The sequence below is a fragment of the Paenibacillus sp. HGF5 genome, assembly GCF_000204455.1.
Lineage (GTDB): Bacteria > Bacillota > Bacilli > Paenibacillales > Paenibacillaceae > Paenibacillus_AQ > Paenibacillus_AQ lautus_A.
On the sequence record NZ_AEXS01000033.1, the window covers coordinates 1 to 12,169 of the forward strand.

8 protein-coding genes are annotated in these 12,169 nt (G+C 53.7%); 1 reads left to right on the plus strand and 7 read right to left on the minus strand.

The genetic code is table 11. The features are described 5' to 3' along the window. Window positions 1-2,734, plus strand: a 2,734-nt coding sequence (locus HMPREF9412_RS06055; RefSeq protein ID WP_009590526.1) for a glycoside hydrolase family 2 TIM barrel-domain containing protein, incomplete at its 5' end; no start/stop codon positions are given. A gap of 160 nt (window positions 2,735-2,894) precedes the next feature. On the opposite strand, the gene HMPREF9412_RS06060 is transcribed toward HMPREF9412_RS06055, so the two are convergent. From HMPREF9412_RS06060 to HMPREF9412_RS06090, 7 genes are all read right to left on the minus strand, one after another. Further along, window positions 2,895-3,962 carry a hemolysin family protein gene (locus HMPREF9412_RS06060; protein WP_009590516.1) on the minus strand — a complete coding sequence of 356 codons (1,068 nt, stop codon included), beginning with the start codon at window positions 3,960-3,962 and terminating at the stop codon, window positions 2,895-2,897. Between the two features lie 77 nt (window positions 3,963-4,039). Beyond that, window positions 4,040-5,338, minus strand: a complete 1,299-nt coding sequence (locus HMPREF9412_RS06065; protein ID WP_009590510.1) for a hemolysin family protein — start codon at window positions 5,336-5,338, stop codon at window positions 4,040-4,042. Window positions 5,339-5,844: 506 nt separating this feature from the next. Then, window positions 5,845-6,339: a pyridoxamine 5'-phosphate oxidase family protein gene (locus tag HMPREF9412_RS06070; RefSeq protein WP_009590503.1), complete on the minus strand. Its 495-nt coding sequence runs from the start codon at window positions 6,337-6,339 to the stop codon at window positions 5,845-5,847. A gap of 216 nt (window positions 6,340-6,555) precedes the next feature. After that, the gene (locus tag HMPREF9412_RS06075; protein WP_009590509.1) at window positions 6,556-8,571 is read right to left on the minus strand and encodes an alpha-L-arabinofuranosidase C-terminal domain-containing protein; all 2,016 of its coding nucleotides are present in this window, start codon (window positions 8,569-8,571) and stop codon (window positions 6,556-6,558) included. A gap of 51 nt (window positions 8,572-8,622) precedes the next feature. Further along, the gene (locus tag HMPREF9412_RS06080) at window positions 8,623-9,516 is read right to left on the minus strand and encodes a carbohydrate ABC transporter permease (RefSeq protein ID WP_009590524.1); all 894 of its coding nucleotides are present in this window, start codon (window positions 9,514-9,516) and stop codon (window positions 8,623-8,625) included. 13 nt (window positions 9,517-9,529) lie between these two features. Next, on the minus strand, window positions 9,530-10,492 hold the full coding sequence (locus tag HMPREF9412_RS06085; RefSeq protein ID WP_009590505.1) for an ABC transporter permease: 963 nt from the start codon (window positions 10,490-10,492) through the stop codon (window positions 9,530-9,532). A gap of 33 nt (window positions 10,493-10,525) precedes the next feature. Beyond that, on the minus strand, window positions 10,526-12,097 hold the full coding sequence (locus HMPREF9412_RS06090) for an extracellular solute-binding protein (protein ID WP_009590517.1): 1,572 nt from the start codon (window positions 12,095-12,097) through the stop codon (window positions 10,526-10,528). Window positions 12,098-12,169 lie beyond the last annotated feature (72 nt).

Here is a 12,169-nt window from a genome sequence, read left to right on the forward strand (position 1 = left end):
ATACAATCCCGTGGGCTCCTACATCCGTGAATTCACGGTACCTGACGTTTGGAAGGAACAGCCCGTTTATATTAGCTTCCAAGGCGTTGAATCCGCTTTCTATGTATGGGTAAACGGCGAGATGGTCGGGTATAGCGAGGATACGTTTACGCCTGCCGAGTTCGACATTAGCCCCTATCTGGTTGAGGGCAAGAACAAATTGGCCGTTGAGGTATACCGATGGTGCGACGCGAGCTGGCTTGAGGATCAGGATTTTTGGAGGCTTAGCGGGATCTTTCGCGAGGTCTACCTGTATTCGGTCCCTGCCGTCCATATCTCCGATTTCTTCGTTCGTCCGGTTCTTGACGACGAATACCGGCATGCGGAGCTGCAGATCGATGCAGCCGTCACGAATTATTATAACGAGACCATCGACAAGAACACGCTCCAGCTGGAGGCGCTTCTCTACGATCAGGACCGGCAGCTGGTCCAGAAACAAACACTCACCATTGCGGATTACATCATTGACGAGGGCAGCTTTACCCTGAGCATGAACGTCCCCGAACCCGAGAAATGGAGCGCGGAATCGCCTTATTTATACACCGTTGTCCTGGCATTGAAGAATACGGACGGAGCTTGCCGCGGAGCCGTAAGCTGCCGCACGGGATTCCGCCGCTTCGAGCTGAAGGACGGGCTGATGCGAATCAACGGTCAGCGCATTCTGTTCAAAGGCGTAAACCGGCATGAATTCTCCCCGGATACCGGACGGGCTCTCAGCCGTGAAGACATGATCACCGATATTGAGCTGATGAAGATGCATAACATTAATGCGGTACGGACTTCCCATTACCCGAATCAATCCGTATGGTATGACCTCTGCGATGAATATGGGTTATACGTTATTGATGAAACGAATTTGGAGACGCACGGGACCTGGAGGTATGGGCAGCAGGAGCTGGAAGAAACGGTGCCCGGCAGCAAGCTGGAGTGGCGCGACAACGTATTGGACCGCTGCAATTCGATGTTCCAACGCGACAAGAATCACCCCTCCGTCATCATCTGGTCGCTTGGCAACGAATCGTTCGGGGGCGACAACTTCATTGCGATGCACGATTTTCTGAAGGAGGCCGACCCGTCGCGGCTGGTTCATTACGAGGGAATCTTCCATTACAGGGCGTCCGAAGCGGCCAGCGACATGGAATCCACCATGTATGCAAGGCCGCAGGATGTGGAGAAGTATGCCAACAGCAATCCGGACAAGCCTTATATCATTTGCGAGTACAGTCACGCGATGGGCAATTCCTGCGGCGGGCTTCACCTGTATTGGGAGCTGTTTGAGAAGTACGACATTTTGCAGGGGGCTTTTATATGGGATTGGATCGACCAGGCGATCCGCACCCAAACGGCGGACGGTATACCCTATTTGGCGTACGGCGGGGACTTCAACGAAACGCCGCATGACGGCAACTTCAGCGGGAACGGCCTGATCTTCGCGGACCGAACCAAAACCCCTAAGCTGGACGAAGTGAAAAAATGCTACCAGAACGTCAAGTTCGAAAGCCTGGATCCTGCCGCAAGCCGGATTCGGGTCAGCAACCGCTTCTTGTTTACCAGCCTCGATCCGTATCTTGTACAATGGGACGTAACGCTAAACGGCAAAGTCAGCCAATCCGGCACGCTCGAGCTCTCGCTTCAGCCTGGTAATCAAACGGAAATCCATGTTCCGTACTCCCCTCTGGATGACGAAGGAAAAGAAGCGATTCTCACCGTCTCCCTCGTTCGGAAGGAGAGCACCAAGTGGGCGCCTGCGGGACATGAGGAGGCTTGGGAGCAGTTTGTGCTGACGCCGTATATTGCCGAGCAGCCCGAAACGGACGCTCTTGCAAACGTGCAAGCACTGGAAGCTGCCGAGTCGGATGAAGAGCTTATCATCAGGGGTTCTGCCGTCTCGTTGCGTTTCCGCCTTGGCACCGGGGATCTGACATCCTACGCACTGTCCGGCAGGGAATGCCTGCTGGCGCCGGCAAGACCGAATTTCTGGCGGGCCGTCACCGACAACGATCTGGGCAACCGGCTCCCTGAACGCAGCGGCGTGTGGAGAACGGCCCATGATCGGCGAAAGCTGCTGTCTTTGCGCTGGCATGCGGAAGGCCCTGCCGTCGTGGTCTCCAGCCACTATCGGATCGAGACCCATCCCGTATCCAGCCTGACGCTGGAATATCGAATCTATCCGGACGGTACCGTCCGCGTGCTTGAAACCTTGATCCCTGGCGCCGGTCTGCCCGACATTCCGGAAGTCGGCATGCTGTTCTTGCTGGATGAAGGACTCGATGCGATCAGCTGGTATGGGCGGGGACCACATGATAATTATTGGGACCGGAAAACAGGAGCCAAAATCGGCCGATACGAGGGCAAGGTCGCTGATCAGTTCGTCCCTTATCTAAGGCCTCAAGAGTGCGGGAATAAAACGGATGTGCGCTTCGCACTGCTAACCGGGGAGAATGGCGGGGACGGACTGAAATTCGAGAGTTCCTCCCTCATGGAGGTATGCGCACTGCCGTGGACGCCGGAGGAACTGGAGGGCAGCGACCATGCGTACAAGCTGCCGCCAAGCGATAAAACCGTCCTGCGCATCAACTACAAGCAAATGGGCGTCGGCGGCGACGACAGCTGGGGAGCGCCGATCCATGAAGAATTCACGCTGCCTTCCAACCGCACGTACAGCTTCGGCTTTACGATGGGGGCAGCACGGTAGCATGCTGACCTACTCGATAGGACACATGCAAAAAGAGCAGCTTCGTGTTGAAGCTGCTCTTTTATGTTTCGGTTATTCCATGCCCTCTCACCACGGAGGGGTGGCCACAAGGACGTTTAACCCTATTCCAGAATCGTGCCCGATGCTGGTTCGCCTTCGCTTAGGCGTGTGCCCCCTGCAGCTCGCGGCGATCCGATTCGTCCCGAATGTCGCCCACGATCTCCTCCAGAATATCCTCCATCGTCACCAGCCCGATCGCCGTGCCGGATTCGTCCGTCACGACAGCCATATGCACGCGGATTTGCTGCATTTTGATCAGGACGTCCTTGATCGAAGACGACTCCGGAAAACGCGGCATGTCGTGAATAAAGTCATTCACGCTGCAGTTTCTTCCAGCCGCTATGCCCGTCAGCATCTCCTTCGTATGGATAAACCCGATGAAATCCTCCGCGCGTCCCGATTCCGTCACCGGGTAACGGGTATAGTCGTACTCGCCGAGAACCTCCAGGATATTGGCAAGCGGCCACCCTCGTTCTACCGTAACGATGCGATCTCTCGGTACCATGATTTCGCGCAAGGTGCGCTCCTCAAAAGCAAATATATTGGTCAAATACCCCATCTCGGTCTGGTTAATTTCGCCGCTCTCGTAGCTCTGGTCCACGATCCACTTCAATTCCTCCTCGGAATGGACCGTTTCATGCCCTGCCGGCTTTACGCCGAATACTCGAAGCAGGAGACGCGAAGCTCCATTCAATGCATAAATGAACGGATACATGATCTTCCCGAACCAATACAAGGGAGATGCCAGCAGCAGCGTCATTTTCTCGGCAAATTGGATCGCCAATGTTTTAGGCGCCAGTTCCCCGATGACGACATGCAGGAACGTGATGATCCCGAGGGCAATGGCATAAGAGAGCACCGTTGCCACCGCCGCCGGCACGTCGAATCGTTCAAACAACGGATGCAGCATCCTTTCGACGGTCGGTTCGCCCAACGCGCCCAGCACGAGAGCCGTAATGGTAATTCCAAGCTGGCAGGCGGACAAATAGTAATCCAGCTCATGGGCTACCTTCCTGGCCGTGACCGCCCGTTTATTCCCCTCGGCGATCAATTGATCGATCCGCGACAGCCGCACCTTCAAGATGGCGAATTCGGCCCCTACGAAAAATGCAGTCAGTCCTATGAACACGGCTACCAAAAATAAATTCAACGCGATTATTCCGTCCAATGATTTCCCTCTTGCGAGGGATTCACCTCCAAAAAAGTTATGGTCTGAATGTACACGGGATCATGCCATGCCCTTGATCATCCGTGTCTGAGAATGACGTGTTTGATCTGAAAATTATCCGTTTCCGCTACGGCCCATATATGCTCGCCATGCTGGATCTCATCGCCGTCCTGAGCCGTCGTGCCTTTCTGGTACTGAATCCAGCCGCCGATCGTATCCATCTCCTCGTTATCCTCGAATACCAAACCGAAGCGCTTCTCAAGCTCCTCCAAGAGAACCCGTCCGCTTATCAGGTATTCGCGTTCCCCGATCTTCCGGATATCCGCTACTTCATCTTCATCGAATTCGTCGCGAATTTCCCCTACGATCTCTTCCAAAATATCCTCCAGGGTCAGGATCCCCGCCGTACCGCCGTATTCATCAATCACCAAAGCCATATGCATCTGCTCCTGCTGCATCTTCAGCATGGCATCCTGGATCGGCGTAATTTCAAGCACGACCGGGAGGTCCCGAACGAATTCTTCCAGCTTGCGGTCTCGTCCTGCCACGATGTGGGGCAGCATCTTCTTGACGTTGACGACGCCAACCACCCGATCCTTGCTGCCGTCCTCGATGACAGGGTACCGCGTATAGTTGTGCTCATCCAGGATACGGACGATGTCCGGGTATTCCATGCTTTTATCCAGGGTGATCAGATCCGTTCTCGGTACCATAATGTCTTTGGCCACGCGCTCATCAAACGAAAACACGTTTTCCATGTAAGCCAGCTTGGTCCCATTGATCTCGCCGCCCTGAAAGCTCTGCGCCATGACGATGCGCAGTTCCTCCTCCGTATAGGCCTGCTCATGCGGCGCAGGTTTCACGCCGAATGCACGAAGCAGCACGCGCGAGGCTCCATTCAACGCCCAAATGAACGGATACATCAGCTTGCCGAACCAATACAGCGGGGCTGCAAGGAGCAGCGTCGTCTTTTCCGAGAATTGAATAGCCAAGGTCTTGGGCGCCATCTCTCCCACCACGACATGCAAAAAGGTTACGAGAATGAACGCAATGGCGTAAGAGGCAATCGAGGCCGTAGAAGCCGATACGTCAAACCAATCGAATACCGGGTACATAATGCGCTCAACGGCCGGCTTGCCGATGGCCCCGAGCCCCAGCGCCGTCACCGTAATGCCGAGCTGGCAGGCCGAGAGATAGTAATCGAGATCGCCGGCTACCTTTTTGGCAACAACCGCCTTTTTGTTTCCTTCCGTTATCAATTGATCGATCCGCGACATGCGGATTTTAACGACGGCAAACTCGGACGCCACGAAAAAAGCGGTCAACGCAATCAGTATGGCAAGTATGAATAAATTAGTGATGGTAATAATGTCCAATGATTTCCCTCTTCAGAGGGATTCACCTCCAGATTGAATTAAAGGCCATGTGCTTTTGCATCTGAACAGGTCATGTCTCTATACGATATCTCCATGAAAAAGAGGTAGTTCGCAGAAGAGAATTACAACCTAGTTCCGCAATTTGATCCATTTGCAATAACGCCTTCCCAATGTACTACCTCCTCTCCTGGAATCTATTTTTCATGTTTATGAAAAAATTATATCATGATCGCAATCAAACCATCCAGTTGCACGTTATGGTTTGCGGACGAATTCCCACACGAATTCACATAATTCTCACTTGTTTGATGAGGTATATTCCTTGTTGGTGCTAAATATGCCCTGTTATGTATTAAAGTGCCCACCCTATCCGGTGCTCATCCATTCATAACCAATACGGGTTCCGTCTTGAAGGATATGCGCCCGGGTTCGGCTAACATAAAAAACCGCAGGATCGTGATGCTGGATCCTGCGGTTTTGCCACTGCTAATGAACATATTTCGTTATCAATGGAGATCTACGGTTTTGTTTATATCCGAGTCGCCCTTTGGCTCTTGGCCCACCATTTTCTTGAAGAAGGCTATCACCGTTTTCGTTTTGTTTCCGGTTTCCCAATACTCCGCGGTGTCCGTGTCCACCTTGATCAGAATAATGTTGGGATCGTCATAGGACGTCTGCAGAAATTTTTCGTACGCCGCATTCCAGAGCGCCTTTTTCTTCTCCAGATCATTCACGACTTCGGCTTTGCCTCGGATCGATACGTAGGATTTCCCCACATAAGCGACATTCACGTTGGGATTCGCCAGGATTTCTTCGTATTTGCTGGTATCCCGCTTCGTTAAGAACCACAAGTCGCCGTCGAATTCGATATCCTGCGTCTGCATCGGCCTGGCATTGATCCCGCCCTCCGATATCGTGGAGAACATGGCCGTTTCGATATCCTTGATAATCTCCTTCACGGTTTCGACCGCTTCCTGGTTTACAACGGTTCCGTTTGCCATCTCAATCACCCCATCCTTGTATTTATCTCTAATTACACTTCCCATAAATAAGTTAAACGATGAATCATGTAACATTTCGTGTCCATTCGTAACGGTCTTCCTGCGTGGATTCAGGCCGGAACGGAACCGTTCCCTGCGCAGAAAAAGCCGGAACTGCAGGCGCAGTCCGACTTTATCGCACGAAACATTCATTTTTAAAAGGACGGCTTCATATCATCACACCTGAGCTCTGAATTCCAGCGCGTAAACGGATGAAGGCCGCAAGTCGTAACCTTGGCGCCATGCCTCTGCAGGAACCCTGCTTTCCTTGCACATAATATGTTCCGGCTGGAAAACGGAGTTGATGTCATCGTAAGAATCGCCGGTGATTTCGTAAAGGGTCGTTTCCCCGGAAGCCTCGAAGGCTTTCAAATCCAGCACGGCCCTAACCGCCTCCAGGCTTCGATTTACGATCAACACGGTGACGATGCTGCCGTCGTCATTCGTCCCCGCCACGATGTCCAGGTCCGGAAGTGCGTCAAGCGCCAAAGGCGTCTCCTTCCTCGAAGCCACGGAGAAGGTTCCGCATTCCGCTTGGACGGGAAGGACGCGCCGAACGTCCCGATTGGCGTAAAGCTTCAGCACTTCATAGGTCGGCGTCCCGTAGATCGTAAGGGGATGCCCGCTCCAGCCGGGCTGCTTGCCGCAGTATTGGTCCGCATAATAGTCCCCGACGCGTATGCAGCCGCCCAGCCAACCATTTACCAGGTCAGAGAAGCTGCCGATGTGCACCATGTCGCTGCAGCGCATCATTTCATTCAGGTTGGCAGCATTGGCCACCGCGGCTCCCAGCGTGTGCTCATTCGGCAGCCCTTTCCGTACCGTATTCGGATAATACATCGTGTTGTATTCAGTGATCGCCAGCTTGACGTGGCTGTGCTCCGGGCGGGACCGGATCAGCTCCGTCGTCTGCCGGACATGGTGCCGGGTCCACTCGGGATAAGAGGCAATCGCCTTATAGCGATCCTCCGCCGGCGTATCCCGGTTCATGCCGAAAGGGCCGTAGCCGTGATACAAATGCAGCGTCAAATAATCGATGCTCTCGCCGGCCAGGTCCAGCACGGCCTTATTCCAGTTCTGCTCGTAATGACCGCAGGCCAGCAGCACGATGGAAGGGTCCGCCTCCTTCATGGCCTTGGCAAACGATATCGTCCGCTCCGCAAACTGCTCGGCCGTGCAAGTTCCGACCTGCCATTGGCCCCACACTTCGTTGCCGATCTCCCAGTACTTGACGTTATACGGCTCTGGGAAGCCGTTCCGGGCACGTAAAGCCCCCATCGGCGTATCCGCGCCCCCGTTGCAGTATTCGATCCACTGCGCGGCTTCTTCAGGGGTGCCCGATCCGTCGTTCACGCAAATCAGGGGCTCCACCTGCAGCTCTCGGCAAAAGCGGATGAATTCGTCCGTTCCGAAATATTTGCTGGTCCACCCTCCCCAGGCCTCATTGTACATGACCGGCCTTTCCAGGACGGGACCGACGCCATGCTCCCAATGGTAAGCGCTGATGTAATTGCCTGCGAGTCTCATCATGCCCGCATTCAAATCTTTAGTCATCTCGACCACTTCGCGTTTGACCATGGCGATGCTGTCGACGGGCAGAAATGAGACGTGATCGATCCAGAGCATGCCGGTGGACACGTGATCGATCCACCTTGGATGCTCAGCCGGAACATATACCCGGATTTCGGCATCGCTGCAAGCGCGCGATATGGACAGCTGCGCCTCGCAGTGCTGCCAGTTATGGCTGCCAAGCTCCATGCGAAGCCGCCCAAGCGTCTCTTCCGTGCGCCGGTCCACGGCTTCCACCGTCACGTATTGAAGCTCGACGGAGGCCCGGGCGACAAGACGAACCGTATAGTTCATCGGCCCTTTTAATGCCGCTTTCTGCGTTATGCCGGCATAAGCTTCATCATCGCTCAGGATGCGGATGCGCTGGGTTCTCCCCGAATGCCGGGGCGCCGGTGCTTCCATCGCATACTGGGTGTTGCGTCCGTTCGTATACGCGCGCCAGCTTCCCGATACCGGCGTCTTCGTTTCTGCATCGCTCTCAAAATCCATGTCCTTCAGCGGAAACGCGAGCATCGCCTCCATATGGTCCCGGATATCCTCCACAAAATGACCGAACAGATACGGATTAATCTCATGCTCGCTCTTGCGGCTGCAATCAATGGTAATCGTTGCGTTCGTATTCAAGAATATAACCTCCAATGGAATTTTAGGGTGAGCGGTGCGATCATACCGGCATTACCCTTTGATCGAGCCGATCATGACGCCTTTCACGAAATGCCGCTGCACCAAAGGATACATCAGCAGTACAGGCAAACTGGATACGATAATGACCGCGTATTTGATGCTTTCGGCCAGCAGGATGCTTTCTTCCAGTCCCACGCTGCCGTCCACGGCATCCGATTGGCTGATCAGCAAAATTTCGCGCAGCACCAGCTGAAGCGGGTGCAGGTCTTCGTTTCGGATGTATATGAGTGCATTAAAGAACGAATTCCAGTGGCCGACCGCATAGAACAACACCATGACCGCCAGGATCGGCTTCGATAGGGGGAGAATGATGCTAAACAGCAGCCTCCAATTGGAGCAACCGTCGATATGAGCCGCCTCCTGCAGCTCCCAAGGAATGCTCGATTGGAAATACGTCCTCATCACGATCAGATTGTACGTCGCGATCGCCCCGGGTATGATCAGCGCCCACATCGTGTTGACCATTCCCAAATCTTTGACCAACAGATACGTCGGAATCAGCCCGCCGTTGAAGAACATGGTCAGCGTGATCAGCACCATGATCCCGTTGCGTCCGGGAAGGTCGGGTCTCGACAGCGGATAGGCCGCCAATATCGTCATGATGATATTGATCGCCGTGCCGACGGTCGTGTAGAGGATGGTATTGCGATATCCCGTCCAAATCTTGTCGTTGTGCAAAATATTCTCATAGGCATCCAGCGTCACGCCCTTCGGCAGCAGCCAAACTTCGCCGTTCAATACCCGTGCCGGGTCGCTGAACGAAGCGCTGACGATAAACAACAGCGGGTACAGCACGATGACGATAATGATCGCTGCGATCGCATAGATCATAATGTCGAATAGCCGTTCACTCGAGGCACCTTTTACTGTCGATGGCTTGGACATGTCCGTCCCCCCTTTACCATAAGCTCGTCTCCGACGTCTTGCGCGCAATCCGGTTCACAAGCAGGAGCAGCACCAGATTGATGGCGGAATTAAACAGGCCGATTGCAGCCGTGTAGCTGTACTCCCCTTTTAAAATGCCCGTCGTGTAGACAAACGTGGAAATAACGTCGCTTGATTCCAGATTCAAGTTGTTCTGCATCAATAATATTTTCTCGAAGCCCACGTTCATGAAATGGCCGATATCCAAAATAAGCAAAATGATGATGACAGGCGCAATGCCCGGCAAGGAAATATGCCAAATGCGCCGCAGCCTTGAAGCCCCGTCCATCTTCGCCGCCTCGTACAGCTGCGGGTTCACGCCGCTCAGCGCCGCAATGTAGATAATGGACTGCCATCCCATGTTCTGCCATATGTTAGAACCGATAAAGATCGTCTTGAACCACCCCGCTTCCTCCAGAAAGCGGATCGGCGTGCCTCCGAAGGCCTCGATCAACAGGTTGACGGGACCGCTGGTCGGAGACAGGAACACGTTCAGGATGCCGACGATGACGACCACCGAAATAAAATGCGGGATATACGTAATGTTCTGCAGCCATTTGCTGAAGGTCTTGCTGCGAATTTCGCTGATGATTAGGGCCAGCAGGATCGGAATCGGAAAGGCAATCAAGAGCGAGAACAAATTAATGGATAGCGTATTCCACAGCAGCCGCCAGAAATAATACGAGTCGAAGAAGCGTTCGAAGTGTCCGAAGCCCTCCCAGTTGCTGCCGAGAATGCCTTTGGCCGGATTGAAATTTTTAAAGGCAATCTGAAGCCCGTACAACGGACCGTAGTGAAACACCAAATACCAGACGATGGGCAGTAGCAGCATGAGATACAGATCATACCGCTTGGCCATTTGCTTTAAGAGGCGGGGGCCCCGCCTCGAATCGCTTCGAGGCAGAGCCATCGCTTTATCGGCGTTGGCGCTCTTCATGGGCATCCACTCCTTCACGATGATGTGGCAGCTTTATTTCTCCATCTTGTCATAAGCATCCTGATACAATTTCTCCAGTTCGCCGATTTTCATCTTTTGGAGCGTGGATTGGAATTCTCCCCACTTGTCGAAGCTAAGCGCGCCCACAATGAACTTCGTGCTTTGCTCCTCGTAGTATTTGTCGATGTCGTTGCGCAGAATGTTGACCTGCTGCGCGGTTTGCTCATCAAACATCGGGGCGGCGTAACGAACCTTCGGCATGAACGGATCGAGCTGCTGCTGCGCCTCCTGCACCTGCGGCGGGTTGATGAACGAAGCGACCTGTTCGCTGATGATGTGAGGGGCCCCTCCTCCCGCATAAGGCGTGATTTTGGCCTGATTGGTAATATCCTTCAGGAAATCCTCCGTATAGTATGGAATCCCGTCCTTGAGCTCGTAATGCTCCCCTTCCCTGCCGAATCTCAGAAGCGTCGATCCTTCGTCGCTGTAAAAATAATCGATCCAGCGCATCGTGACTTCCGGATACTTGTTGATGGACGTGATGGCAAAGGCACCGAAGTCCCGCGCAATCGGCAAGGCCTGACTTTGCATCCGGTCTCCGTTCGGACCTGCGGGCGGCGCGATTCCGGTATATTGATCCTGAATCGACAAGAAGTTATTGTTGGTTTGGTCAAAGAAGAATCCCGCATTGCCCGACCCTTGCTTGGCCAAATACTGCGCTTCGGTGTGCGAGAAGATCTCGGGGTCCAGCAGCTTTTCCTTATAGAGCTTGTTTAAGTACATAAGCATCTCTTTATTCTTGTCGCTGCCCATCCAGATGCTCACTTTGTCGTTGTCGATATTGATGTTATATCCGAGCTGCGTATCGAGACCGAATGAGCCGCTCATCGCGGCAACGATCGCCAATCCGATACGGGCCGTCATCGGAATTTCATCCTGCTTCCCGTTGCCGTTCGGGTCACTGTCGCGGAAGGCAAGCAGCACCTCATACAGTTCGTCCGTCGTCTCCGGTACCTCCAGATTCAGCTTCTCCAGCCACATCTGGTTGATCCATTTCTTATCCGTCCGCGCCGCGCCCAGCGTCACAATGCCCGGAACCGCATAGATATGTCCCTCCGGCGTCGTGATGCCCGCGCGGATTTCAGGATATTCCTCCATCAATTTCTTCAGGTTCGGCGCGTATTCGTCGATGAGGCCTTCCAGCGGGATCAATTGGCCTGCCGATCCGTAGCGAACGGCCTCGAGCGGCGACAGACCGGAGCGGAACAAGGCATCAGGCAGCTCGTTGGAAGCAAACAGCAGGTTTTTCTTCTCCTGGAAGCCGTCCGTCGGCGCTTCGATGAATTCCACCTTGACGTTGCTCAATTTCTCGTAATCCTGGAACACCGGCATTTCCTTGAACGGACCGTTCACGGGCGCAATCCGGGTGAACATTTTCAGTTCCACCGCTTGATCGACGATCGGAAACCCCGTGGTATGTACGACATTCTCCGCAGCTTCGGGTGCGGCTTCCTTCTTCGATCCTCCATCGGAACTGCATCCGGCCAGCATCAAGCTGGAAACGATCATGGAGATGACCGCGTTTCTTCCCCATCGTTTAAGCATGTATCAGCTACCCCCATATCTCTTAATCACCAACCCCTTTTGTAAGCGTTTACTGTTGGTGTGTGCTTATTA

What these genes read in the sequence shown, in the direction of transcription:
- HMPREF9412_RS06070 (WP_009590503.1), bottom strand. Translation starts at nt 6,339, where the DNA reads ATGGCAAACGGAACCGTTGTAAACCAGGAAGCGGTCGAAACCGTGAAG.
- HMPREF9412_RS06080 (WP_009590524.1), bottom strand. Translation starts at nt 9,516, where the DNA reads ATGTCCAAGCCATCGACAGTAAAAGGTGCCTCGAGTGAACGGCTATTC.
- HMPREF9412_RS06085 (WP_009590505.1), bottom strand. Translation starts at nt 10,492, where the DNA reads ATGAAGAGCGCCAACGCCGATAAAGCGATGGCTCTGCCTCGAAGCGAT.
- HMPREF9412_RS06090 (WP_009590517.1), bottom strand. Translation starts at nt 12,097, where the DNA reads ATGCTTAAACGATGGGGAAGAAACGCGGTCATCTCCATGATCGTTTCC.